The organism is Rhizobium sp. WSM1274, from assembly GCF_025200775.1.
GTDB classification, from domain to species: Bacteria; Pseudomonadota; Alphaproteobacteria; order Rhizobiales; family Rhizobiaceae; genus Rhizobium; species Rhizobium leguminosarum_I.
Genome location: NZ_CP104138.1, coordinates 4,164,034 through 4,187,626, shown reverse-complemented (window position 1 = coordinate 4,187,626; position 23,593 = coordinate 4,164,034). Strand labels below are relative to the sequence as shown.

At 60.5% G+C, this 23,593-nt stretch carries 23 protein-coding genes and 1 tRNA gene; 11 read left to right on the top strand and 13 right to left on the bottom strand.

All coding sequences use genetic code 11. The features are described 5' to 3' along the window. Nucleotides 1–4 precede the first annotated feature (4 nt). Nucleotides 5–751, bottom strand: a complete 747-nt coding sequence (eutC, locus tag N2600_RS20735) for an ethanolamine ammonia-lyase subunit EutC (RefSeq protein WP_260297277.1) — start codon at nt 749–751, stop codon at nt 5–7. After that, the gene (locus N2600_RS20730; RefSeq protein ID WP_260297276.1) at nt 748–2,145 is read right to left on the bottom strand and encodes an ethanolamine ammonia-lyase subunit EutB; all 1,398 of its coding nucleotides are present in this window, start codon (nt 2,143–2,145) and stop codon (nt 748–750) included. The genes eutC and N2600_RS20730 overlap by 4 nt, the downstream gene beginning before the upstream one ends. 912 nt (nt 2,146–3,057) lie before the next feature. Between N2600_RS20730 and N2600_RS20725 the strand changes: the two genes are divergently transcribed. Continuing rightward, nucleotides 3,058–3,246 (top strand): hypothetical protein, encoded by a 189-nt coding sequence (locus N2600_RS20725; protein ID WP_260297270.1) that lies wholly within the window; start codon nt 3,058–3,060, stop codon nt 3,244–3,246. 107 nt (nt 3,247–3,353) lie between these two features. On the opposite strand, the gene N2600_RS20720 is transcribed toward N2600_RS20725, so the two are convergent. From N2600_RS20720 to N2600_RS20705, 4 genes are all read right to left on the bottom strand, one after another. Next, nucleotides 3,354–3,779 carry a hypothetical protein gene (locus N2600_RS20720; protein ID WP_260297268.1) on the bottom strand — a complete coding sequence of 142 codons (426 nt, stop codon included), beginning with the start codon at nt 3,777–3,779 and terminating at the stop codon, nt 3,354–3,356. Nucleotides 3,780–4,047: 268 nt separating this feature from the next. Next, nucleotides 4,048–5,769 (bottom strand): AAA family ATPase, encoded by a 1,722-nt coding sequence (locus N2600_RS20715; protein ID WP_260297266.1) that lies wholly within the window; start codon nt 5,767–5,769, stop codon nt 4,048–4,050. A 351-nt stretch (nt 5,770–6,120) separates the two neighbouring features. Then, a tRNA-Arg gene (locus N2600_RS20710) sits at nt 6,121–6,197 on the bottom strand. Between the two features lie 54 nt (nt 6,198–6,251). Next, nucleotides 6,252–7,415 (bottom strand): M20 aminoacylase family protein, encoded by a 1,164-nt coding sequence (locus tag N2600_RS20705; protein ID WP_260297265.1) that lies wholly within the window; start codon nt 7,413–7,415, stop codon nt 6,252–6,254. Nucleotides 7,416–7,571: 156 nt separating this feature from the next. Between N2600_RS20705 and N2600_RS20700 the strand changes: the two genes are divergently transcribed. Then, complete coding sequence (locus tag N2600_RS20700; RefSeq protein ID WP_260297264.1) at nt 7,572–8,705, top strand: D-alanyl-D-alanine carboxypeptidase family protein; 1,134 nt, start codon at nt 7,572–7,574, stop codon at nt 8,703–8,705. A gap of 18 nt (nt 8,706–8,723) precedes the next feature. After that, entirely contained in the window at nt 8,724–9,908 is a 1,185-nt protein-coding gene (locus N2600_RS20695) for a CobW family GTP-binding protein (RefSeq protein WP_260297263.1), read from the top strand. Nucleotides 9,909–10,006: 98 nt separating this feature from the next. Here N2600_RS20695 and N2600_RS20690 read toward each other — a convergent pair whose 3' ends face one another. The 5 genes from N2600_RS20690 to N2600_RS20670 all read right to left on the bottom strand — a co-directional run bounded on the left by N2600_RS20690 (nt 10,007) and on the right by N2600_RS20670 (nt 13,806). Next, the gene (locus tag N2600_RS20690; protein WP_064247684.1) at nt 10,007–10,231 is read right to left on the bottom strand and encodes a sulfurtransferase TusA family protein; all 225 of its coding nucleotides are present in this window, start codon (nt 10,229–10,231) and stop codon (nt 10,007–10,009) included. Nucleotides 10,232–10,236: 5 nt separating this feature from the next. Next, the gene (locus N2600_RS20685) at nt 10,237–11,457 is read right to left on the bottom strand and encodes a L,D-transpeptidase family protein (RefSeq protein WP_260297262.1); all 1,221 of its coding nucleotides are present in this window, start codon (nt 11,455–11,457) and stop codon (nt 10,237–10,239) included. Nucleotides 11,458–11,654: 197 nt separating this feature from the next. Continuing rightward, the gene (locus N2600_RS20680; protein WP_222279671.1) at nt 11,655–12,608 is read right to left on the bottom strand and encodes an acetyl-CoA carboxylase carboxyltransferase subunit alpha; all 954 of its coding nucleotides are present in this window, start codon (nt 12,606–12,608) and stop codon (nt 11,655–11,657) included. 62 nt (nt 12,609–12,670) lie between these two features. Then, nucleotides 12,671–13,624: a site-specific tyrosine recombinase XerD gene (gene xerD / locus N2600_RS20675; protein ID WP_260297261.1), complete on the bottom strand. Its 954-nt coding sequence runs from the start codon at nt 13,622–13,624 to the stop codon at nt 12,671–12,673. Nucleotides 13,625–13,629: 5 nt separating this feature from the next. Next, nucleotides 13,630–13,806, bottom strand: a complete 177-nt coding sequence (locus tag N2600_RS20670) for a hypothetical protein (RefSeq protein WP_017966325.1) — start codon at nt 13,804–13,806, stop codon at nt 13,630–13,632. Nucleotides 13,807–13,954: 148 nt separating this feature from the next. On the opposite strand from N2600_RS20670, the gene N2600_RS20665 reads away from it, so the two are divergent. Genes N2600_RS20665 through N2600_RS20655 form a run of 3 tightly spaced genes read left to right on the top strand, consistent with a single transcriptional unit; the run spans nt 13,955 to nt 16,982 of the window. After that, the gene (locus tag N2600_RS20665) at nt 13,955–14,545 is read left to right on the top strand and encodes a shikimate kinase (protein WP_260297260.1); all 591 of its coding nucleotides are present in this window, start codon (nt 13,955–13,957) and stop codon (nt 14,543–14,545) included. Beyond that, nucleotides 14,542–15,672, top strand: a complete 1,131-nt coding sequence (aroB, locus tag N2600_RS20660) for a 3-dehydroquinate synthase (protein ID WP_260297259.1) — start codon at nt 14,542–14,544, stop codon at nt 15,670–15,672. Before N2600_RS20665 ends, aroB begins: the two co-directional genes overlap by 4 nt. Further along, on the top strand, nt 15,672–16,982 hold the full coding sequence (locus N2600_RS20655; RefSeq protein WP_170260984.1) for an HlyC/CorC family transporter: 1,311 nt from the start codon (nt 15,672–15,674) through the stop codon (nt 16,980–16,982). Before aroB ends, N2600_RS20655 begins: the two co-directional genes overlap by 1 nt. A gap of 48 nt (nt 16,983–17,030) precedes the next feature. Here N2600_RS20655 and N2600_RS20650 read toward each other — a convergent pair whose 3' ends face one another. After that, nucleotides 17,031–17,315, bottom strand: coding sequence for a BolA family protein (locus N2600_RS20650; protein WP_260297258.1), 285 nt, complete (start codon nt 17,313–17,315; stop codon nt 17,031–17,033). A 102-nt stretch (nt 17,316–17,417) separates the two neighbouring features. Here N2600_RS20650 and N2600_RS20645 point away from each other — a divergent pair, with 102 nt between their 5' ends. The 5 genes from N2600_RS20645 to N2600_RS20625 all read left to right on the top strand — a co-directional run bounded on the left by N2600_RS20645 (nt 17,418) and on the right by N2600_RS20625 (nt 22,913). Continuing rightward, nucleotides 17,418–18,035, top strand: coding sequence for a J domain-containing protein (locus tag N2600_RS20645; protein WP_017966330.1), 618 nt, complete (start codon nt 17,418–17,420; stop codon nt 18,033–18,035). 310 nt (nt 18,036–18,345) lie between these two features. After that, nucleotides 18,346–19,338, top strand: a complete 993-nt coding sequence (gene cobS, locus N2600_RS20640; RefSeq protein ID WP_170260985.1) for a cobaltochelatase subunit CobS — start codon at nt 18,346–18,348, stop codon at nt 19,336–19,338. Between the two features lie 12 nt (nt 19,339–19,350). Next, a complete protein-coding gene (cobT, locus tag N2600_RS20635; RefSeq protein ID WP_162116807.1) occupies nt 19,351–21,252 on the top strand; it encodes a cobaltochelatase subunit CobT in 1,902 nt (633 codons plus the stop codon). A gap of 13 nt (nt 21,253–21,265) precedes the next feature. Continuing rightward, nucleotides 21,266–22,288 (top strand): esterase-like activity of phytase family protein, encoded by a 1,023-nt coding sequence (locus N2600_RS20630; RefSeq protein WP_260297257.1) that lies wholly within the window; start codon nt 21,266–21,268, stop codon nt 22,286–22,288. Nucleotides 22,289–22,346: 58 nt separating this feature from the next. Continuing rightward, complete coding sequence (locus N2600_RS20625; protein ID WP_222293066.1) at nt 22,347–22,913, top strand: ATP-binding protein; 567 nt, start codon at nt 22,347–22,349, stop codon at nt 22,911–22,913. A gap of 6 nt (nt 22,914–22,919) precedes the next feature. On the opposite strand, the gene N2600_RS20620 is transcribed toward N2600_RS20625, so the two are convergent. Then, nucleotides 22,920–23,555 carry a VUT family protein gene (locus N2600_RS20620; protein ID WP_260297256.1) on the bottom strand — a complete coding sequence of 212 codons (636 nt, stop codon included), beginning with the start codon at nt 23,553–23,555 and terminating at the stop codon, nt 22,920–22,922. Nucleotides 23,556–23,593: the final 38 nt, after the last annotated feature.

Here is a 23,593-nt window from a genome sequence, read left to right as displayed (position 1 = left end):
AACTTCATGGTTCTTGGTGTGGCAGCGCTTCTATGGCGCCTTCGGCATTTTCCTTGAGATCGACACCGGTCAGCTGCAAGCGAAGCGCCTCCCGAACGATCCAAACGATCTTGTCCGCTGCGACCTCGTAGCTGAGCCCGTCGGCATGAATATTCGAAATGCAGTTGCGCTCACTGTCGCGCCGTCCCGATTGCGGGCGGAACGTGATGTAGGCACCGAGACTGTCAGGCACGCTGAGTCCCGGCCTCTCGCCGATCAGCACGATGGCAACTTCCGCACCAAACGCTGCGGCTGCCTCATCGCCAAATGCCACCCGCGCCTGCTCGCCCAATATCACCGGGGCGACGCTGAAGTCGCCGAGACGCTTCATGCATGCCTTAAACAGCGGCACCGCGTGGTGCTCGACCGCCGAGGCCGAAAGTCCGTCTGCGATGATGAAGGCGATATCATAACGATCGCCTGGGCTCGGCAGATCGGCTGCATTGGTCTGACGGCCGAGATCCGGGCGCGCCAGATAGATCGTGCGGTCTTTGGCGCGAGAGCGAATGCGGACCGTAGCCACCGGCGCAAGCTGCTTGGCAAGGGCGACAAAATCCACCTGCCCATGCACGGCGTCCCGCGCCCGGGCATGGGCGAGCTGGAAGTCGAGGATTGCCGATGTCGGCAAGGCGTCGCCCGCCCTGCCAAGCCCGATCCGGGCGCGTGTGGCATTGCGGAATCGCGCAAACGGATCTCGTTCGAAGGGAGTCATGCCGATGCCCTGTAGCTCAAGAGATTGCGGGAGAAGGCGCCCGACGCGCTGGCCGGCGCAAGACGACCCGTGTGATCAAGCATGCCCATGCGATGGAGCCAGGCTTCAAATTCCGGAGCGGGCGGACGATTGAACTGGTGCCTGAGGCCGACAATATCGTGGTAGGAAAGGCTCTGATAATTGAGCATGACGTCATCGGCGCCGGGCACGGCGATCAGAAAGCTGACGCCCGCGACAGTCAGCAACACCATCAGATTGTCCATATCGTCCTGGTCGGCTTCGGCATGGTTGGTGTAGCAGACGTCGACCCCCATCGGCACACCAAGCAGTTTGCCGCAGAAATGATCTTCGAGCCCGGCGCGGATAATTTGCTTGGCGTCGAACAGATATTCGGGGCCAATGAAGCCGACCACGGTATTGACGAGCAACGGATTGAGTTCACGTGCAACGGCATAGGCCCGCGCCTCGACCGTCTGTTCGTCGACACCATGATGGGCGTCGGCCGAGAGCGCGCTGCCCTGGCCGGTCTCCAGATACATCACATTGTTTCCGACCGTTCCGCGCTTCATGGAAAGGGCTGCCTGCTCGCCTTCCCGGAGGACGGCCAGATCGACGCCGAAACCCTTGTTGGCGGCCTCCGAGCCGGCGATTGACTGGAACACCAGATCGAGCGGCGCGCCGGCCTCGATTGCCTTGATCGAGGTGGTGACATGGGTCAACACGCAGGATTGGGTGGGGATCTCGAACCGCTCGCGTAGCCGGTCGAAAAGAACCATCAATCTTGTGCAGGCCTCGAGATTGTCGGTCGCCGGGTTGATGCCGATCACCGCATCGCCGATCCCATAGAGAAGTCCGTCGAGCGTCGAGCCGGCGACGCCTTCGGGATCGTCGGTGGGATGATTGGGCTGAAGACGGCTCGACAGTCGGCCGGGCAGACCGATCGTGGAACGAAAGCCAGTGACCACCCTGCATTTGCCGGCGACGGTGATCAGATCATGGTTGCGCATGATCTTGGAGACCGCCGCAACCATTTCGGGGGTGAGGCCTGGTGCAATGGCCAGCAGTTTTTCGGAGGTCGCGTCATAAGAGAGAAGCCAATCGCGAAACTCACCGACCGTCATGTGAGATACCGACGCGAATGCCATCCAATCATGGCGGTCGACGATCAGCCGACTGACCTCGTCGACCTCGTATGGGATGACGAGGTCTTCCAGGAAAGTCTTGAGAGGCATATCCGCGAGCAGGTAGCGGGCGGCCACCCGCCGCTCGTTGCTCGACGCTGCGATCCCGGCCAGCACGTCACCTGACTTCAGCGGCGAAGCGCAAGCCAATACCGATTTCAGATCCTGAAAGACATGGCGTTCGCGTCCTAGAACGATCGAATATGTTGTCATCTGCTCCTGGCCGTCGACCGGCCTTTTCTCGATGCCCGAGAACTCGTCCGATTTTTGTGGGCATTCGCGGGCTTCCGCCGAGCATGTTGCCCGGCCCCACGCCAAGCAACGCAAGAAGCGTGCCATTCTTGCTGGCTAAGATGCCGAGGCGGCCACGCCGGAGGCTTCGCATGGCTGGACCATGACCGCTTACGGGACGCGGCTACCGCAGAGACTGCTTTCAATTTGGGGTTGTTAATTCGCTATGGTGGTTGTATCCACTTTACGAAAACGTGCTCCGATGTGCGCAGATTGGCGCCCGGCTCGACACTGATTGCGCAAATATTCGTTGATCGTCCTCATCCAGTGGTTCTGGCCCGAGTGCTTTTTCGGTGGGGTGATATGCGCTGAGACGCGATCGTCCATTTTGAGCAAACTGACCGTGGATCGGCGCCGATGTTGAAAAACTAGCCAGTTGAACGAAACCAATTGATCGCCAATTTCTTGCGCTAAGAGTTCAGACGTTTCGCGACCGGCTGAGATCTTCAACCATTACCGCCAGGAGGATGCGCGCGATCGTCTGCGTTTGCCGATAATCCGGCGCCAAAAATGCGAGGAGAATATAACCGAATCTCATGAATACCCCCAATTGAGGGGCGTCATGTTGGGAGGTCCGGGTTGAATATCTGAATCAACCGGCACAACATACAACATGGAATCCACGGCGAAAGAGGCCGGTTTGGCTGTAAAGGCGTGGATGGATCATCCTCGGTCGGTGCTTGCGTCGAAACAGACTCTGGCCCCCCACACCAAGCTCTCGCGATAAACGCTGTTTTCCGCTCCGTTATGGCGTCACCTTTCATCTCATCTTAAGATTGCATATTCTAATGGTCCCTGCGCGACTGCGAAGTTCACAGTTAGGGAGAAATAACGATGAACGAGACCGAGGACCAAAAGCTCAACAGGGCTTATCGTGAAGGCAAGGATGCTTTCCTCAACGATTCGCAGAACGGATTCAAATCTAACCCTTACGAAGATACAGGGGATGGTGATCTTGAAGAGAAGATGCACGATGAGTTTGCACGCGGCTTCAACGAAGCGCAGCGCAGTGATCAGAAGTGAACCCTAGCAGGCGAGGTGTGGCTGCGATGGCCACATCTTCCCTCCACTCGCACAGGAGATGTCATTCACCTTACTGCGCTCTGGATGCCGCGCAAGCGCTCGTGTCTTCACCCCTTCGTCAACATCTCGATGGCAGAGTAATATTTCCGCGTTAGCCGGGCACGCTGATCGTCTTGCAACATCGAGAGCCTGGCAGGGTCCGAGTTGTCTCGCAGATCGGCAAGCTTGACGTGCCGGGCAATCTCATCACGACCGGCGCGCGCCACGAAAGCCTCGTAGCTCTCACCGTCGCGCTTGGTCATCGCGTCGATGCTGACGCACACTCGATCGCTAAAGCCTCGCTCCTTTAGGCGCTGGAGCGACCAGCCGGGGCAATCCCCGACCAGATCGTGGAGGACGCCGACGGTTTTGATTTCAGGGTCCATCGGACAGTTCTGCATGACGCGAATGACGTGCTCGATATATGGCCGGCCGGCCTTGTCGGTTTGTCTCGAATGCTCTTCCGCAGTGATCGAAATCGCTACGCCAAGCATCCCCCATGGCTCCGCAGATCCCTGCGGTGGGTTGTTCAGATTTTCAGTTGTGGGCAAGTTTGTCTACCGTTCAAGCCGGAAGCCATCGTTTCCGACTTCCAGTTCAATTTAGTCCGCCGCTTAGGATTATTCAACGGCCATCAATCGGCGTAACCCGCAACATTCGCACGCCATGCTGCCAATCATCTATCGCCGAAGAACCTCGCCAAAGGCTGATGCACGCGGCGGCTTCCTCGCCAATGAGATTTTATCGCCTCTAGCAAAAAGACTAGTCCCTGTTCCAGCTTCTGATGTGACATGCAAGTTCAGACACTCGCCTTTCCAAGTCAGCGACCGCACGCAAATCGTCAAGCTTGAAGTTCGCAGCAACTGCATGGGCAAGCTCAACCTTGTTTTTATTGAATTGTTTTAGATAGTCATGCTCCGGCAGCTCGTCATAGATGCCGACGTTGAATTTCCCATTCCCCACTATGCGCTCGTAGACTGCGTTTGGAACATAGTTTTCTATCTCCCTACCTTCGGTCACCCAGACGAAGCCGTTCATTCTTTCGACTTCCTCTTTGATCCTCGTCTTCGTGGCGTTGATGTTCATACGTGGCCTGCGAGCTTTCTTCTCGTCATTCGCTACTCGCCCTTGATGCCGATCGCTGTCTATGACCATTGCCGCGTTTCTGTTCAGTGACAAGATTGAGATCAACTCCCCTTCCTGCTGTAGTCCTGCACTTTCCAGATGAGATAGAAGCCGGCCACCATAGAACATCATCGAGTAGTGCACTCCTTCCTTGATTTCTCCATCGGTGAAAAGATCAAGCCATGCTCGGATGTAGATTCGATCAGATGGCCCTTCGATCCAAATGATGCCGTTAGCCTGGAGCATATCGGACGCGCGAATATCAAGGTCATCTAGGATTGCTCGATTGCTAAGGTACTCTGTAGAGGTCACAGCCGTCGCCACACCCTCGACGTTTTGAACATGGATGATCTGACTGTCGGTTCGTCGGGATGCCCAATCGATGCCCACTGGCGAGTGAGTTGTCAGCACCAGTACGAAACCTTCTTCATCGCGTCTGCGGGACAGAAAGTTGAGCAGCCGCCTCAATAGAGCCGGATGGAGATTGTTTTCGGGCTCTTCGACCGCGAACACGATCTTGGTCCAGTTCAGGGCTTTCAATCGCGGCTGTAGACGCAAAAAAGCGAGAATAATAAATACACTTTTGAGACTGCTGCCGGACTGCGATAGCCTTATTTCGCCTTTCGCTTCTTCCTCAAGGAAAATTTCCCACAGACCGTTATTGTCTTCGCGAGTGGAAATACGCAGGAATGCGCTGTCACCTGCGTATATCTCGTTCAACTCACGAAGCAGTTCAACTTCCACTTCATGCCGCGGGTAGTCATCCTGATTGATAAACGCCCGAACCAAGTTGGTGGTGCCAGAACCATCTGATGAAATCGAGGGCTCAGCATTGCGCCCTTCCGGTTTTACGTCTCTTTCCGCAGCAATTCTTACAAACGCAAAATCATCCAGTGGCCACTTTGCGTTTGACGCTATGCCATCGCCCCATTGTTTTCGACTGCCTATCTCTATCTCATCAAGTTTTATACCGCCCGCCAGTGTGGTCTTCCAATCGGCCCCGAGGTCGATATCGATTTTCGCACCAACGAAGCGTTTGCCGTATATCCAGTGACTACCGAATGCTGGGATGGCACCACCGGCAGTGTTCTCCGGGAAAACTTTCCTCAATTCCGTTTCAGTCAGCACCGCGGTAGTGCGAAACCGGAAATCTGACTGCGCTCTTCTGTGAAGCTTAGGCTTGTAGTCCCGCCCTCGACTGAGTGCCAAAGCAAGCGCATCTACCAAAGCCGATTTGCCAGAGTTGTTGCGCCCTATAATCAGGTTGATCGGCGAAATACGCTCGAAGCCCGTGGCCTCTGCGCCAAAGCACTTGAAATTACTGATTTTGAGGGAGAACCCGGGAAACATGTCGTTCATGATTTTAGCTCTGATGATTGGTAGCCAGTCACTTAAATCGTGAATCTTGACATTGAGCAATCTGCTGTCAGATGCCGACACGCCGACCTTGCTGCGTTAAGGAGCCTACCAGCCGCGCGGGCGTGAATCGGCACTTCGATGACCGCAACGGGCGGCGTCGCACTGCTAGTCATATCGGCAATTGCCATTGTATCGCCTGTAGGATGTGAATCCGCGCAATTTGTTCGACGTGGAACTGGGCTATCGATTCGCTATCCGTTTAATTTTCCGGACATTACGCGGACACGAGCCGAACGCGATACTGAAGTTTCTCGGATCGCCAAGTTAAGTCTTTGATTTTTATCATTGTTTTGGTGATCCCGGCGCGATTCGAACGCGCGACCCCCAGATTAGGAATCTGGTGCTCTATCCTGCTGAGCTACGGGACCACTTGAGTGCCATGCATACAAAAGGCTTAGCGGGAAGCCAAGCCTTAATTGTTGCTAGAGGCCGAGGCGCTGTTCGGCGAGGCGGACCCAGTAGGAGATGCCGTGGGCGATGGCTTCGTCGTTGAAGTCGTAGGCCGGGTTGTGGAGGCCGGCGCTGTCGCCGTTGCCGATGAAAATGAAGGCGCCGGGGCGGGCGTTCAGCATATAGGAGAAATCCTCGCCGCCCATCATCGGATCGATCTCGGCGTTGACGTTCGCCTCGCCGGCGATGGCGCTGGCGGTGGCCACAGCATGCCCGGTCTCATCGGGGTGGTTGACGGTGACGGGATAGTTGCGGTGGAAGCTGATTTCGGCCTCGGCCCCGTGGGCTGCGACCAGGCCCTCAATGATCTGCCGGAACCGGGTTTCGGCGAGCGTGCGCACTTCGGGGTCGAGGGTGCGGACCGTACCGGCGAAGGTCGCATCGTTCGGAATGACGTTATGGGCGAAACCGGCATTGAACTTGGTCACCGAGACGACGACCGAGCGCAGCGGATCGGCGGTGCGCGAGGCGATCATCTGCAGATTGGCGATGATCTGGGCGCCGATGGCGATCGGGTCGATCGTCCGGTGCGGCTGGGCGGCGTGGCCGCCGCGGCCCTTGACGGTGACGATGAATTCGTCGGTCGCCGCCATGATCGCGCCCTTGCGGGTGGCGAACTGGCCGACCGGCAGGCCCGGCAGATTGTGCATGCCGTAGACCTCTTCGATGTCGAAGCGCTCCATCATGCCGTCCTTGACCATCAGATTGCCGCCGCCGCCGCCTTCTTCGGCGGGCTGGAAGATGACGGCGACATTGCCGTTGAAGTTGCGGGTTTCGGCCAGGTATTTCGCGGCGCCGAGCAGCATGGCGGTGTGGCCGTCATGGCCGCAGGCATGCATCTTGCCCGGCGTCTTCGAAGCCCAGGGCTTGCCTGATATTTCGGTGAGCGGCAGGGCGTCCATGTCGGCGCGCAGGCCGACCGTACGGGAGCCTTCGCCCTTGCCCTTGATCAGGCCGACGACGCCGGTGCGGCCGATACCGGTGACGATCTCGTCGACGCCGAATTCCTTGAGTTTTTCGGCGACGAAGGCGGCTGTATTTTCCACCGCGAAGAGGAGCTCGGGCCGGGCGTGGATGTGGCGACGCCATTCGGCGACTTCGTCCTGCAGTTCCGCGGCTCTGTTCAAAATCGGCATATCGGCGTTCCTGTTATGAAATCTCGACAATCTTTCATCGCATCACAAGGGTGTGAGGCTGTGGAAATTACTTAGTCAATGACCTTTGCCATGTCATAGCCATATAGGCTAAATAGGGAAGATTTCGAGATTTTCCTGATATCTGAAGGACGAACCGTGTCGACGCGCCACTTCCGTTTGTTTGCTGCCTTGCGGCCGCTTTCTTTCGTATCCGCGGCGACTGCCGTTTTTCTGGGCTCCGTTTCGCTTGCCCAGGCCAATCCGCATATTCTCGTCGATGTGCAGACCGGCCGCGTGCTCGAGCATGAGGAAGCCTTCCGCAAATGGTATCCGGCCTCGCTCACCAAGCTGATGACCGTCTATACCGTGTTCGACGCGATCCGCGCCGGCCAGATCAGCCTCGATACGCCCATTGTCATGAGCAAGCGCGCCGCCGCGCAGCCGGCAGCCAAGATGTATTTCAAGCCAGGCCAGAAGCTGACGCTCGACAGCGCGCTGAAGATCCTGATGGTCAAATCGGCCAACGACATCGCGGTTGCGGTTGCCGAAGCCATCGGCGGCACGCAGGAAGGCTTCGTGACGCGGATGAACGGCGAGGCGCTGAAGCTCGGCATGACGGATTCGCATTTCGTCAATCCGAACGGGCTGCCCGGCAAAGGGCAATATACGACGGCGCGTGACCTTGCAGTGCTGACGGTGGCGCTGCGCCGCGATTTTCCGCAATATGCCGGCTATTTCGCGCTGGAGGGCTTCACCACCGGCCAGCAGAACGTGCCGAGCCTCAACATGCTGATTGGCCGCTTCGCCGGCGCCGATGGCATGAAGACCGGCTTCATCTGCGCCTCGGGCTTCAACCAGATCGGTTCGGCGACGCGCAACGGCCGCACGCTGATCTCCGTCGTGCTCGGCACCGACAGCCTTGCAGCGCGCGCCGATGCGACGGCGAACCTCTTGCAGAAGGGCTTCACCACCCAGCCTGCCAGCAACGACACGCTGGGTTCGCTGAGACCCTATGGCCCAGGACAAGACCAGGTTGCCGACATCACCGCCGATATCTGCAGCGCCAAGGGCGCCAAGGTGCGCAGCGAAACGCGCGACGAGGTCGGCCGCATGCGAGTGCAGTCACCCTATATCCAGCCAATGGACCACGATCCGCAATTCGTCTTTGCCGGCCTCATTCCGGGCCAAGACCCGCAGCCGGCAGCGCAGCCGGAAAAAATGGCGCGCGGCGATATGGCGGGAGCAATCGCCAACGTGCCGGTGCCGATGCCGCGCCCGACATCCTTCTAAGCTTTAAGGTAAAATGACATGAGCGCGCTCAACGACAGGATTCCGGTCACCATCCTGACCGGCTTTCTCGGAGCCGGCAAATCGACGCTGCTCAACCGCATCCTCAAAGATCCGGTCATGAAAGATGCGGCGGTCATCATCAATGAATTCGGCGATGTCGGCATCGACCATCTGCTGGTCGAAAGTTCCGGCGATTCGATCATCGAGCTTTCCGATGGATGCCTCTGCTGCACGGTGCGCGGCGAACTTGTGGATACGCTGGCGAACCTCATGGACGCGGTGCAGACGGGCCGCGTCAAGCCGGTCAAGCGCGTCGTCATCGAGACGACGGGCCTTGCCGATCCTTCACCGGTCATGCAGGCGATCATGGGCAATCCCGTCATCGCCACGAATTTCGAGCTCGACGGCGTCGTCACCGTCGTCGACGCCGTGAATGGGCTGCAGACGCTCGACAATCACGAGGAAGCGCGCAAGCAAGCGGCGGTCGCCGATCGGCTGATCGTCTCGAAAAAGGCGATGATCGAGGCAACGGACGGGCTGGAAAAGCGCCTGCGGGCGCTCAATCCGCGCGCCGTGATGATGGATGCCGACAGCGCCGAGGCGGGCAGTGCCGCGGTGCTGGTCAACGGGCTCTACGATCCGGCGACGAAGATTGCCGATGTCGGCCGCTGGCTGCAGGACGAGGATGCGCACGAGGCGCATCACGATCACGATCATGATCATGATCGTGATGGCGATGGCGATCACCACGGTCACCACCATGATGGTCATCACCATCTTGGTGATCAGGGACATGCGCACCAGGACCCGCACGACGTCAATCGTCACGATGCCTCGATCCGCTCTTTCTCGATCATCGAGGAGAAGCCGATCGATCCGATGGCGATCGAGATGTTCATCGATCTCCTGCGCTCTGCCCATGGCGAGAAGCTGTTGAGGATGAAGGCAATCGTCTCCGTCTCCGACCGGCCGGATCGGCCGCTGGTGCTGCATGGGGTGCAGAGCATCTTCCATCCGCCGGTTCGGCTTCCCGCCTGGCCGGGGGAAGACCGGCGCACACGCATGGTGCTGATTACCCGGGATCTGCCGGAAGTCTTCGTGAAGGATCTCTTCGACGCCTTCCTCGGCAAGCCTCGCATCGACATGCCGGATCGTGCGGCGCTGTCGGACAATCCGCTGGCCATTCCCGGCCTCAGAATTTAAAGCATGTCGCGCAAAAGAGTGCAGCGGTTTTGCGCCAAGGACATGCGGAAAACAAAGGCCTAAAGTGCGGCAGCGAATCTGAAAGATCGCGACGCCCTTTAGCGCTTTCGAATCAGGAAGCGGTGGCCGTTTTCGGTCGTCTCCGTCTCGACCAGTTCGTGGCCATCCTCATTGCAGAAATGCGGCATGTCGATCACAGCAAGCGGATCGGTGGTGTCGACGCGAATGAGCGTGCCGCTCGCCATGGCGGCAAGCTTCTTGCGCGTCTTGATCACGGGGAATGGGCATTTCAGGCCGCGAAGATCGTAGAGAACGGGGTTCAAGCCGTTCAATTCCTCGCCCAGAATTTCCAGAACGGCTTCTTTGCCGTGGCTTCCGCCGTTTCCTGCGGTTCGGGCGCCGCAAAGGCCAGCGGGTTCTGCATCGGCACCGGCACGACTGCAGGTGCCGCGGCAGCGACGGCTTGCGGCTGGGCAGGTGCGACAGGCGTGGCGCCCGGTGCCGTCTTGGCGGCGAGGCCCTGCTCGGTGCGCTTGGCCATCAGGTCTTCGAGTTCGGCGACCTTGACCATGCGGCCGGCTTCCAGCGACGTGCCGGTCGGGGCGTAAGCGAGTTCACGGCCCTTGCGCGTCTTGGCGACCACCGCCTTGCGCTCGGCTTCCGTGGGATCGTACCAGGCCATGCCGTCAAATTTGCTCATCGCCTTGGCATAATCGGCATCGTAGGTCTTGCCGTAGGAGGCAAGTGCCGCCGTCAGTGCCGGCGGCGTCGACATGGCAGGGCACTTGCCGGAGGCGTTAAAGGCGCTGCCGTCGGTTGCCTGCTGGTTGAAGACGTATTTCTTCTCGCAGACGTTCACCTCAGGCGGGCGCTTCGTCACTTCGAAATTGTCGTAGCCGACCTTCAGCATCTTCCAGAAGTCGTAACTGCTGTCGAGGCGATGTTTGACCATATTTTCCGCCGTCATGCGGAAGGGGAAGGCCTGCAGCTGCACGGTCGACTGGCCGCCCTTGAAGGCGTCGCGGGCGAAGGCGTAGATCTCCAGCACCTGCTGGTCGGTCATCGAGTAGCAGCCGGAGGACGAGCAGGCGCCGTGGATCATCAGATCGGAGCCGGTGCGGCCGTTCGCCGCGTCGTAGCGGTTCGGGAAGCCGGTGTTGATCGCCAGATAATATTTCGAATTGGGATTCAGGTTGGCGCGCGTCAGGTCGTAGAAACCTTCCGGCGCCTGCCGGTCGCCGGTCTTTACCTTCGGGCCGAGACGGCCGGACCAGGCGCAGATCTTGTAATCGGCGATCTTGTCGAAACGGTTGTCGGTCTTCGCCTTCCAGATCTCCATGGCACCTTCTTCCTTGAAGATGCGGATCATGATCGGCGAATTGCGGTCCATGCCCTTGGCGGACATCTCAGCGAGGATATGGCTGGGAAGCGGCTGCTCGACCTTGTTCTTGACCTTGGAAAGATCGACCTGCGCGGTTTCCAACGCGTCATTGCAGCCGGACAGAACCAGCGCCATAAGGGAAATATAGGCAAAATGACGTATGCGCATCCCAACTAGCCCATAAAGATAATGCGACCCGGTCCGCCCATGGAGTCCGGGCATCAAACGGAATCATAGACGGCTTATACTTTATAAGTCCTTACCAGCCTATGACGTGCCTGGAACATCCCCGCAAGCGCGAATGCTACAGATAACATCAATGTGGCCAAGATTTGGCCGCAATCGATGAGAAACCGAATTGTCTGTTAGAGATTGCGGCCCATGGCGAGGAATTTCTGGCGGCGGTCGTTGCGCAGCTGCTCGCCGGAGCGGGGTGCCATTTCGGCCAGAGCATTGGCGATCACGTCGCCGGTTGCGGCGATTACACTGTCCGGATCGCGATGCGCGCCGCCGAGCGGCTCGGAAATGATGCCGTCGATGACGCCGAGCGATTTCAGGTCTTCGGCGGTGATCTTCATGTTGGTCGCCGCTTCCCGGGCGCGGGTGGAATCGCGCCAGAGGATGGAGGCTGCCCCTTCCGGCGAGATGACGCTGTAGATCGAATGCTCGAGCATATAGACCCTGTTGCCGGTGGCGATGGCGATCGCGCCGCCCGAGCCGCCTTCGCCGATGACGACGGAGACGAGGGGAACCTTGACGCCCAGGCACATTTCCGTGGAGCGGGCGATCGCCTCGGCCTGGCCGCGCTCTTCGGCGCCGACGCCGGGATAGGCGCCTGCCGTATCCACCAGCGAAATCACCGGCAGACCGAAACGGTCGGCCATCTCAAGGATGCGGATCGCCTTGCGATAGCCTTCCGGCCGGGGGCTGCCGAAATTGTGCTTCAGGCGGCTCTTGGTGTCATTGCCCTTCTCCTGGCCGATGACGGCGACGGGCTGGCCGCGGAAACGGGCAAGCCCCGCCTGGATCGCGGCATCCTCGGAAAATTTGCGGTCGCCGGCAAGCGGCGTGAATTCCTGGAACAGCGTCTTGGCGTAATCGACGAAATGCGGGCGCTGCGGATGGCGGGCGACCTGCGTCTTCTGCCAGGGATTGAGCCTGGAATAGATTTCAACGATGGCCTCACGGACGCGAACCTCAAGCCTGCCGATCTCATCGGTGGTGTCGATGCTCTCGTCTTCCGTTGCGAGCTTCTTCAGCTCGATGATCTTGCCTTCGAGGTCGGAGATCGGCTTTTCGAAGTCGAGATAATTGTGCATGAGGTGCGTTTCCGTTCCTTGTGCCCGGGGCGTTTTCCTGGCTCCGCCCCTTGTCGCCGGTCCTATTCGTGCTTTTTCGCCTGTTTGGCAAGGGGGTGATGCGTCTGGACAAGCTGCTGCAGCCTCTCTTCGAGGACATGGGTGTAAATCTGTGTGGTCGAAATGTCCGAATGGCCGAGGAGTTCCTGTACGACGCGCAGATCGGCGCCGTTGGCAAGCAGGTGGCTGGCAAAGGCGTGGCGCATGACATGCGGCGAGATCAGCGACGGCGTCAGGCCGGCGCGTATGGCCAGGTTCTTGAGGTCGCGGGCGAAAACCTGGCGCGGCAGGTATCCCTCCTTCGAGGCGGAGGGAAACAGCCAGGGGCTTTCCTGCGGCTCCTTCGCTGCTGCATTTTCGGCCGCCAGCAGGCGCCCATAGGATTTCAGCGCTGATATCGCCGATTGCGACAGCGGCACCAGCCGCTCCTTGTTGCCCTTGCCGCGGATCATCAGGAAACGACCTTCCTGATCGAGCACGCGGGCAGGAAGCGAGACAAGTTCGCTGACCCGCATTCCGGTGGCATAGAGCAGCTCCAGCAGTGCCAGCATGCGCAGGCGCTGCAGCTGGCCCGGAGCCGCATCATCGGCTTCGGCCTCGGCCTGCGAAAGCAACCTGCCGACCTCCTCGACGCCCATCGTCTTCGGCAGCGGACGGCCCTTTTTCGGCGCGTCGAGAATGCCAGTGGGGTCGTCAGTCCTCAGGCCTTCGGCGTAGAGAAACTTGTAGAACTGCCGCATGGCCGCAAGCCGGCGCGCCTGGGAGGAGGGTTTGAAGCCCTTTCGGGCGAGCGAGGAGAGATAGGCGGCGAGATCGGCGGAGGCGGCTTCGGTGAGCCGTATGCTGCGCTCCTTCAGGAAGGATCTGATATCGTCGAGATCGCGTTCATAGGATTGCAGCGTGTTGACGGCAGCACCCCGCTCGGCGCTCATCATCTCCAGGAAGGATTCCACATGAACGCGGCCAAGATCCACCATGCCGGTCACTTCCTGGTCGTGTTGATCGCGCCCGTTGCGGGCGGATTGACGCGCTCGGACGGAATGCGGATCGTCACGTCGCGCGGCTCGGGCTCGACGAAGGTCACAAGCGCCAGCATCGCTCCGTAGACCGTCCCGGCGAGGATCGCGCAGACGAACAGGAAACGGAACAGGGTTGGCATTCAGTAACTCCTTCATGCTCTGCTTCTGTTATAAGAAGCCTATCTGCAAGTGCAAGAAGCGGTATTCAAGCCATGATTCCCTTGTCCGCGACTTGACGCTCCACCTGCATTTGTCGATACCGTTTGCAAACAAAGTGTGAATGGACCGATGAGTGAACAACTGCTGACCGTTGCTGACAGCTTGAAAGACAGAGCTCGCGCCGCGCTCGGTTCACGCAATCTCATCCTTGTCGGCCTGATGGGTGCCGGAAAATCCTCCGTCGGGCGCATCATCGCCAACCAGCTCGCCATTCCCTTCATAGACAGCGATCTCGAGATCGAGCGGGTTTCGCGCATGACGATCGCCGAGCTTTTTGCCGCCTATGGCGAGCAGGAGTTCCGGGCGCTGGAGGCGCGGGTGATGAAGCGGTTGCTGAAGAGCGGGCCGCGGGTCGTCTCCACCGGAGGCGGCGCCTTCATCAACGATCGCACACGCAAACATATCAAGAGGGGCGGCCTTTCCGTCTGGTTGAAGGCCGATCTCGACGTGCTCTGGGACCGGGTCGCCAAGCGCGACACGCGGCCGCTGCTCAAGACCGAAAATCCGAAGCAGACGCTCGAGGGCCTGATGAATGCGCGTTACCCGATCTATGCGCAGGCTGATCTGACCGTGCTTTCGCGCGATGTGCGCAAGGAAATCATGGCCGACGAGGTGTTGAAGGCCTTGATCGAAGCTCAGAAGGAAAGTGCAGCGTCATGAATGCGATAACCTCCGCCTCCGCCATCCGAACGGTGCATGTGCCGCTCGGCGAGCGCGCCTACGACATACTGATCGGGCCGGGGCTGATTGCGCGAGCCGGCGCCGAGATAGCCTCCCGGCTCAAGGGCCGCAAGGCGGCTGTTATCACCGACGAAAATGTCGCGCCGCTCTATCTCAAGGCCCTCGTCGCAAGTCTGGATGAAGCGGGTATCGCCTCGGCTGAGGTCGTCCTGCCGGCCGGCGAGAAGACCAAGAGCTTCGAGCATCTGATCACGGTCTGCGACCAGGTGCTCGAAGCCCGCGTCGAGCGCAACGATTACGTCATCGCGCTCGGTGGCGGCGTCATCGGCGATCTTTCCGGATTTGCGGCCGGCATCGTCCGCCGCGGCGTGCGTTTCGTCCAGGTGCCGACCTCGCTTTTGTCGCAGGTCGATTCCTCCGTCGGCGGCAAGACCGGCATCAATTCCCGCCACGGCAAGAACCTGATCGGCGTGTTCCACCAGCCGGACCTGGTTCTGGCCGATACGGATGTGCTGAATTCGCTGAGCGCGCGCGAATTCCGCGCAGGCTACGCCGAGGTCGCGAAATACGGGCTGATCGACAAGCCGGATTTCTTTGCCTGGCTGGAAGCGAACTGGAAGGCGGTTTTTACAGGCGGTTCCGCGCGCATCGAGGCGATTGCCGCGAGCTGCCAGGCTAAGGCCGACGTCGTCGTTGCCGACGAGCGCGAGAACGGGCCGCGGGCGCTGCTCAATCTCGGCCATACCTTCGGCCATGCGCTGGAAGCGGCGACTGCTTATGACAGCTCCCGCCTCGTGCATGGCGAGGGCGTTTCGATCGGCATGGTGCTGGCGCACGAATTCTCCGCACGAATGAACCTTGCAAGCCCTGACGATGCGCGCCGCGTCGAGCGGCATCTGAAGGAGGTCGGCCTGCCGACCCGCATCTCCGACATTCCGGGCGACCTGCCGCCGGCCGAAAAGTTAATGGACGCGATCGCCCAGGACAAGAAGGTCAAGGGCGGCAAGCTCACCTTCATCCTGACGCGCGGCATCGGCCAGTCCTTCGTCGCCGACGACGTTCCGGCGTCCGAAGTGATCAGCTTTCTCCAGGAAAAACACGCCTGATGACGGTCGAAGGCGCTCTGGCATTTCTCGCGACATACTGGCCGGAGATCCTTTCGATCACGGCGCTCGTGCTGATGTCCGCCTTCTTTTCCGGCTCGGAGACGGCGCTGACCGCCGTTTCGCGCAGCCGTATCCATACGCTCGAGGCCAACGGCGACGACCGCGCCGGCCTCGTCCGGCAGTTGATCGAGCGGCGCGACCGGCTGATCGGCGCGCTGCTCATCGGCAATAATCTCGCCAATATCCTGTCCTCCTCGATCGCCACCAGCCTCTTCCTCGGACTGTTCGGCAGTTCCGGGGTGGCACTGGCGACGCTCGCGATGACCGTCATCCTGGTCATCTTCGCCGAAGTGCTGCCGAAGAGCTGGGCGATTTCAGCGCCCGAGCGTTTCGCACTCGCTATCGCGCTGCCGGCCAGGCTGTTCGTTGCCGTCGTCGGCCCGGTTTCCTCCTTTGTCAATGCGATCGTGCGGCAGATTCTTTCGCTGTTCGGCATCAATCTCTCACGCGAGATATCGATGCTGACGGCGCATGAAGAGCTGCGCGGCGCCGTCGATCTGCTCCACCGCGAGGGATCGGTGGTCAAGGCCGACCGCGACCGTCTCGGCGGCGTGCTCGATCTAGGCGAGCTCGAACTCTCGGACATCATGGTCCATCGCACCGCGATGCGGGCGATCAACGCCGACGATCCGCCGGAAGCGGTGGTGCGCGTCATCCTCGAAAGCCCCTATACGCGCATGCCGTTGTGGCGCGGCACGATCGACAACATCATCGGCGTCGTCCATGCCAAGGACCTGCTGCGGGCGCTTGCCGAGCCGAACATGGAGCCGCAGAACCTCGATATCGTGAAGATCGCGCAGAAGCCGTGGTTCGTGCCCGACAGCACCAACCTCGAGGACCAGCTCAACGCCTTCCTGCGGCGCAAGCAGCATTTCGCCGTCGTCGTCGACGAATATGGCGAGGTGCAGGGCATCGTCACGCTGGAGGATATTCTCGAGGAAATCGTCGGCGATATTTCCGACGAGCACGATATCGAGATACAGGGCGTGCGTCAGGAGGCTGACGGTTCCGTCGTCGTCGATGGCGGCGTGCCGATCCGCGACCTGAACCGGGCACTCGACTGGAATCTGCCCGACGAGGAGGCGACGACGATCGCCGGCCTCGTCATCCACGAATCGATGACCATCCCGGAAGAGCGCCAAGCCTTCACCTTCTACGGCAAGCGTTTCGTCGTCATGAAGCGCGAAAAGAATCGCATCACCAAGCTGCGCATCCGCCCGGCCGGAGAAGACGGCGCAAAGCCAGGCTGATTCCACTTGGATCTTGGACGGCCAACGCCTATATGGGCTTGCGTGCCGCTACCAGCGGGTCGGTTCATCAGGTGCAGCCGGTTCGACGGCCAGCGCATGCAGGCCGGCATCGAGCTCCGGTTTCAACAGGTTGGTGATTGCCCGATGGCGCGCCAGTCGCGACATGCCGGCGAATTTTCCGGAAACGATCCTCACCCGCATATGGGTTTCGCCGGTGCCCGTGATATCAGGCTGGTGGCCGGCATGCAGATGGCTTTCGTCGATGACGCTCAGGCGTTCGGGCGCGAAGGCTTTGATAAGTTTTTCTTCGATGCGGGTTCGCAGGGTCATCATCCGGTCTTGCTGGTTCGCGAAAAGGGTTCCTACCAAGCCTGCAACATTCCCGTTTGTCAATTCTTGTTGTCGCTTCGCGACAGCCCCATAATTAGCGCCGTCATGAGACTTGATTCCAAATATTTCGATCGCATCCGAACACGCCGCAAACGCGAGCCGGAGACAGAGCAGGCACCGCCTACCTGTCAATGGGACGGGTGCGACAAGAAGGGGGCGCATCGCGCTCCGGTCGGCCGCAATGCCGAAGGCCAGTTCTTCTTGTTCTGCTTCGAGCACGTCAAGGAATACAACAAGGGCTACAATTATTTCTCCGGTCTTTCGGACGGCGAGATCGCGCGATACCAGAAAGAGGCGATCACCGGCCACCGGCCGACATGGACGGTCGGCGTCAACAAGGCGGCGAAGGACAGTCCGCTGCATTCGGAGATCCGCTCCGGTGCCTATACCCGCGTTCGCGATCCCTTCGGCTTCGTCAAGGAAGGCGGCAAGGGCAGCGGACCGCGTTTCCCCCAGGCGCGCAAGCTAAAATCGCTGGAGACCAAGGCCTTCGAAACGATGGCCCTCGACGCCAATGCGACATCGGCGGAGATCAAGAGCCGCTACAAGGAACTGGTGAAGAAGCACCATCCGGATGCGAATGGCGGCGACCGTGGCTCGGAGGAGCGTTTCCGCGCGGTCATCCAGGCCTATCAATTGTTGAAGCAGAACGGTTTTTGTTAATTCCCGTCCTTGCTCTTGGGCTTCAATCGGGTATGGTCCAAATCGGCTGAGGCCGCAGGCAAACGCGGCTCATATTTGTGCGTTTTCCCGACATCGCCTCCGCCGACCTTCCGGACGCGGCGTTTCTTGTCTGGGACTCTTTCAAGAATGCTCGCACGCGGTCATTTTCCCGCCGAGGTTTCGTTTCAGTCCCGGAGAAGCATCGCCGACGTTCCGACCCGGACGGGCGCGGAATAAAAAACGCGGCGTCTGGGTTGCGACATGGCCTGAGACAGTATGGCCGGGTGGCAGCACCCGCCTTGGAGACATGATGAGCAAGATCGACCTGGATATATCAGAACTGCCCGATACCACCGTTTCGGTCCGAGAGGTCTTCGGTATCGATTCCGACATCCGCGTTCCCGCCTACAGCAAGGGCGACGCCTATGTGCCGGACCTCGATAACGACTACCTTTTCGACCGCGACACGACGCTCGCCATTCTCGCAGGCTTCGCCCATAACCGCCGCGTGATGATCTCCGGCTATCACGGCACGGGCAAGTCTTCGCATATCGAGCAGGTGGCGGCGCGGCTCAACTGGCCTTGCGTGCGCATCAACCTCGACAGCCATGTCAGCCGTATCGATCTCGTCGGCAAGGATGCGATCGTCGTCAAGGACGGGCTGCAGGTCACCGAATTCAAGGACGGCATCCTGCCCTGGGCCTATCAGCACAATGTCGCGCTCGTCTTCGACGAATATGATGCCGGCCGTCCCGATGTGATGTTCGTCATCCAGCGCGTGCTCGAATCCTCCGGCCGCTTGACACTGCTCGATCAGAGCCGCGTCATCCGGCCGCACCCGGCCTTTCGCCTGTTTGCGACCGCCAATACGATCGGCCTCGGCGACACGACCGGCCTCTATCACGGCACGCAGCAGATCAACCAGGCGCAGATGGACCGCTGGTCGATCGTCACGACGCTGAACTACCTGCCGCATGATCACGAAGTGAATATCGTCGCCGCCAAGGTGAAGAGCTTCGGCAAGGACAAGGGCGGCCGTGAGACCGTTTCGAAGATGGTTCGTGTCGCCGACCTGACGCGCGCCGCCTTCATGAACGGTGATCTGTCCACAGTCATGAGCCCACGCACCGTCATCACCTGGGCCGAAAACGCCGACATTTTCGGCGATCTGGCCTTCGCCTTCCGCGTCACCTTCCTCAACAAGTGCGACGAGCTGGAGCGTCCGCTGGTCGCCGAGCACTATCAGCGCGCCTTCGGCGTCGAGCTGAAGGAAAGTGCCGCCAATATCGTTCTCGGAGCTTGAGACCGACCGATCATGGCAGCTCGTGGTGACAATTCGAAAGCAAAACCCGGCGCGCCTGTCGACGTCGAGCCACTGCGCCGGGCGATAACCGGCTGCGTGCGCTCGATCGCCGGCGACGGCGATGTCGAGGTGACCTTCGCCAATGAACGGCCGGGGATGACCGGTGAGCGCATCCGGCTGCCGGAACTTTCCAAGCGGCCGACGGCGCATGAGCTGGCGGTCACCCGCGGGCTCGGCGATTCGATGGCGTTGCGCCTTGCCTGCCATGACGAGAAAGTGCACACAACGATGGCGCCGCAGGGCTCGGATGCCCGGGCGATCTTCGATGTGGTCGAGCAGGCGCGCGTCGAATCGATCGGCGCGCTGCGCATGGAGGGCATGGCGTCGAACCTGCGCTCCATGACGGAAGAGAAATATTCCAAGGCGAATTTCACCGGCATCGAGCGCCAGGAAGACGCACCGGTCGGCGAAGCCGTTGCGATGATGGTGCGCGAGAAGCTGACCGGCCAGCGCCCGCCTGAAACCGCCGGCAAGGTGCTCGACCTCTGGCGGGGCTTCATCGAAGACAAGGCAGGGTCCGAACTCGATAATCTGTCGAGCGCGATCAACGACCAGCAGGCCTTCGCCAAGGTTATCCGCAACATGCTGTCGGCCATGGAAATGGCCGAGGAATACGGCGACGACGACAGCGATGCCGACAATGACGACCAGTCGGAGCAGGAAGACCAGTCGAGCGGCGACGAGCAGGATCAGGACGAGGTCGACGAGGATGCCGGCACGGATGCCGCCCCTGTCGAGGACAGCGAGGTCGCCGACGAGCAGATGGAGGACGGCGAGACCGAAGGCGCCGAAATCTCCGACGACGACATGATGGAAGAGGGCGAGGACGATTCGGAAACGCCGGGCGAGACCCGCCGTCCAAATACGCCCTTCGCCGATTTCAACGAGAAGGTCGATTATCACGTCTTTACCGAAGAGTTCGACGAGATCATCACCGCCGAGGAACTTTGCGACGCTGCCGAGCTGGAGCGCCTGCGCGCCTTCCTCGACAAGCAGCTGGCGCATCTGCAAGGTGCCGTCGGCCGTCTCGCCAACCGGCTGCAGCGCCGCCTGATGGCGCAGCAGAACCGCTCCTGGGATTTCGATTTGGAAGAGGGCTATCTCGATCCGGCCCGGCTGCAGCGCATCATCATCGATCCGATGCAGGCTCTTTCCTTCAAGATGGAGCGCGACACCCAGTTCCGCGACACCGTCGTCACCCTGCTCATCGACAATTCCGGCTCGATGCGCGGCCGGCCGATCACGGTGGCCGCCACCTGCGCCGACATTCTCGCGCGCACGCTGGAGCGCTGCGGCGTCAAGGTCGAGATCCTCGGCTTTACGACGAAGGCCTGGAAGGGCGGGCAGGCGCGTGAAAACTGGCTTGCCGGCGGCAAGCCGCAAACGCCGGGCCGCCTCAACGACCTGCGCCATATCATCTACAAATCGGCCGACGCGCCGTGGCGGCGGGCACGCGCTAATCTCGGGCTGATGATGCGCGAGGGTCTGCTCAAGGAAAATATCGACGGCGAGGCGCTGATCTGGGCGCATAATCGTCTGCTTGCACGCCGCGAGCAGCGCCGCATCCTGATGATGATCTCGGACGGCGCGCCGGTCGACGATTCGACGCTGTCGGTCAATCCGGGCAATTATCTGGAGCGGCACCTGCGCGCCGTTATCGAGCAGATCGAGACGCGTTCGCCTGTCGAACTGCTGGCGATCGGCATCGGTCACGACGTGACGCGCTACTATCGCCGCGCCGTGACGATCGTCGATGCGGACGAACTTGCCGGTGCGATGACCGAGCAGCTTGCCTCGCTGTTCGAGGACCAATCCGTCCAGCCGCGCGGCGGCCGGATACGCCGTGCCGGCTGACGCCGCTGGAAGAATGACGGTCAAGCGCCTCTGCCGTGCGGCGTCGATCGCTCTTTGCCTCGCAGCCGGCGCTTCCTCGTCATGGGCCGGCGACGACGTGCCGGTCATTAGCCGGCAAATCTCCGATTTCAGGATCGGCTCTTCGGAGACGACATTCGGCTCGCTGGAATTTCTCGGTGGGCTGGAGATGGTCTCCAGCAGAGCGCTGTTCGGCTCGCTCTCCTCCATCCGTTTCCGGCAGGACCAGAAACATTTCGTCGTTGCGCTCGATACCGGCCAGTGGCTGACCGGCGGCATCGAGCGTGACGTCAAGGGTAGGCTTTCGGGTCTCTCGGATGTCGAGATCACGCCGATGAAGAACAGCGCCGGGCGCAGCTTCGAGGGCAAGGGACATATGGATGCCGAGGGCCTGGCACTCGACGGCGACCGGATTCTGGTCTCCTTCGAGCAGGATCATCGCGTCGATATCTATCCCGATCCTGGCTTTACCGGCTCGGGAGCGATCGCCACTCTGCCGATTATTATCCCGCGGAAGATGCTGAACGACAACCGCGGCATCGAGACTATCGCCGTGGCGCCGGCATCCAGCCCGCTGCGGGGCGGTGTGGTCATCGTCACCGAACGCGGTCTCGACAGCGACGGCAACCGGTTGGCGGCCATTCTCAGCGGGCCGCTGAAAGGGCGTTTCTCGGTCGAGCGGGACGGCAGCTTCGACATCACCGATGGTGCTTTCCTGCCGAACGGCGACCTGCTGCTGCTGGAGCGCCGCTTCAACATAGCCGAAGGCATCGGCATGCGTCTTCGGCGCATCAAGGGTGCCGATATCAGGCCCGGCGCCATTGTTGACGGCGAATTGCTGCTGGAAGGCAATTTCAACTCGCAGATCGACAATATGGAAGGGCTCGATGCCTTTCAGGCCGCAGACGGCACCACCCATATCATCCTGGTGTCGGACGACAATCATTCGATCCTGCAGCGCAATCTGATGCTGGAGTTCCGGCTTTCCGAACAGGCCGAACACAAAGCGTCAAACTGATGTCATAGGTCGCGGCTATCCCGCCCGCGGCATCGGTGGCTGGCCTGCGGAGGAAATCATGGTGCATATTCACGTTATGGGCGCGTCCGGTTCCGGCACCACATCGCTCGGCCTTGTGCTCGCCCAGAAGCTCGATATTGCCCATCTCGACACCGACGATTTCTTCTGGCTGCCGACCGATCCGCCGTTCACGACGCCGAGGGATGCCGACGACCGCATCAGGCTGCTGCTCGATGAGGTGGCGCGGCATGAAGGCTGGGTTCTCTCCGGATCGGCGCTGAAATGGGGAGGGCCGATTGAGCCACTCTACGATCTGATCGTGTTCCTCAGGATCGATCCGGAGCTTAGAATGACGCGCATCCTCACGCGGGAGATTGCCCGATACGGAAACAGAATCAGGCCCGGCGGCGACATGGCCGTCAAGAGCGGGGAGTTTCTGGAATGGGCGGCGAGCTACGATACGGCCGGCCCCGAACGCCGCAGCCTTGCGGCACATGAGCAATGGCTGGAAACGCAGACAGTGCCGGTGCTGCGGCTCGATTCATCGCTAGGTATCGACGATCTGGCGGCAGAGGTGCTGCTGCACCCGGCCATCGCCGCCGGTGCGATCCGGCGGCGTCGGTAACTTCAATTAGCTGGCGCGAGCGGCCTGCATCGGCCGCAGCACGTTCATCAGCGCGCCATAGGGCAGCAGCATGACGAGGCCGACGATCATCTTCACGGCGAAATCGCCGATCGCCCAGGAAATCCAGCGCGGAGCCTCCGTGGCGAAGACGCCGAGGACGGGGGCTGCTTCGAGCGCAAAGGGATCGTTGGGGCCGAGGAGGACGAAAAACGCGGCGAAGGAAAGCGAAAAGAACATCACCGTATCGAGCGCCGAGCCGATCAGCGAGCCGACCAGTGGGGCGCGCCACCAGGCCTGACGGCGAAGGCGGTTGAAGACGGCGATATCGAGCAGCTGGCCGGCGAGATAGGCCGAGCCGGAGGCTATGTCGATGCGCGGCACCGAAGTGAAGAAGGAGAGCGTCACGCCGACGACGAAGCCGGCAAAGACGACCTTGCGGGCTGCCTGCGGGCCGAACTGACGATTGGTCAGATCGGTGATCAGGAAGGCGATCGGATAGGAGAAGGCGCCCCAGGTCAGGATGTCGGCGAGGTTGATGCCGGCGACTTCGGCGTTCAGCGGAAACTGGACGAGAAAGTTGGAGGCGACGACGACGAGCGTCATCAGCGCGACATAGGCAATGGTAGAGCGGGTCTTCAGCATTTTTTTATCCTGGGTGATGCCACCAGTTGGAGAGACGG

Excerpts from the sequence above, each read along its gene's own strand:
- eutC (WP_260297277.1), bottom strand. The coding sequence starts at position 751 with ATGACTCCCTTCGAACGAGATCCGTTTGCGCGATTCCGCAATGCCACA.
- N2600_RS20730 (WP_260297276.1), bottom strand. The coding sequence starts at position 2,145 with ATGACAACATATTCGATCGTTCTAGGACGCGAACGCCATGTCTTTCAG.
- N2600_RS20725 (WP_260297270.1), top strand. The coding sequence starts at position 3,058 with ATGAACGAGACCGAGGACCAAAAGCTCAACAGGGCTTATCGTGAAGGC.
- N2600_RS20720 (WP_260297268.1), bottom strand. The coding sequence starts at position 3,779 with ATGCTTGGCGTAGCGATTTCGATCACTGCGGAAGAGCATTCGAGACAA.
- N2600_RS20715 (WP_260297266.1), bottom strand. The coding sequence starts at position 5,769 with ATGAACGACATGTTTCCCGGGTTCTCCCTCAAAATCAGTAATTTCAAG.
- N2600_RS20705 (WP_260297265.1), bottom strand. The coding sequence starts at position 7,415 with ATGCCGATTTTGAACAGAGCCGCGGAACTGCAGGACGAAGTCGCCGAA.
- N2600_RS20695 (WP_260297263.1), top strand. The coding sequence starts at position 8,724 with ATGAGCGCGCTCAACGACAGGATTCCGGTCACCATCCTGACCGGCTTT.
- N2600_RS20685 (WP_260297262.1), bottom strand. The coding sequence starts at position 11,457 with ATGCGCATACGTCATTTTGCCTATATTTCCCTTATGGCGCTGGTTCTG.
- N2600_RS20680 (WP_222279671.1), bottom strand. The coding sequence starts at position 12,608 with ATGCACAATTATCTCGACTTCGAAAAGCCGATCTCCGACCTCGAAGGC.
- xerD (WP_260297261.1), bottom strand. The coding sequence starts at position 13,624 with ATGGTGGATCTTGGCCGCGTTCATGTGGAATCCTTCCTGGAGATGATG.
- N2600_RS20670 (WP_017966325.1), bottom strand. The coding sequence starts at position 13,806 with ATGCCAACCCTGTTCCGTTTCCTGTTCGTCTGCGCGATCCTCGCCGGG.
- N2600_RS20665 (WP_260297260.1), top strand. The coding sequence starts at position 13,955 with ATGAGTGAACAACTGCTGACCGTTGCTGACAGCTTGAAAGACAGAGCT.
- aroB (WP_260297259.1), top strand. The coding sequence starts at position 14,542 with ATGAATGCGATAACCTCCGCCTCCGCCATCCGAACGGTGCATGTGCCG.
- N2600_RS20655 (WP_170260984.1), top strand. The coding sequence starts at position 15,672 with ATGACGGTCGAAGGCGCTCTGGCATTTCTCGCGACATACTGGCCGGAG.
- N2600_RS20650 (WP_260297258.1), bottom strand. The coding sequence starts at position 17,315 with ATGATGACCCTGCGAACCCGCATCGAAGAAAAACTTATCAAAGCCTTC.
- N2600_RS20645 (WP_017966330.1), top strand. The coding sequence starts at position 17,418 with ATGAGACTTGATTCCAAATATTTCGATCGCATCCGAACACGCCGCAAA.
- cobS (WP_170260985.1), top strand. The coding sequence starts at position 18,346 with ATGAGCAAGATCGACCTGGATATATCAGAACTGCCCGATACCACCGTT.
- cobT (WP_162116807.1), top strand. The coding sequence starts at position 19,351 with ATGGCAGCTCGTGGTGACAATTCGAAAGCAAAACCCGGCGCGCCTGTC.
- N2600_RS20630 (WP_260297257.1), top strand. The coding sequence starts at position 21,266 with ATGACGGTCAAGCGCCTCTGCCGTGCGGCGTCGATCGCTCTTTGCCTC.
- N2600_RS20625 (WP_222293066.1), top strand. The coding sequence starts at position 22,347 with ATGGTGCATATTCACGTTATGGGCGCGTCCGGTTCCGGCACCACATCG.
- N2600_RS20620 (WP_260297256.1), bottom strand. The coding sequence starts at position 23,555 with ATGCTGAAGACCCGCTCTACCATTGCCTATGTCGCGCTGATGACGCTC.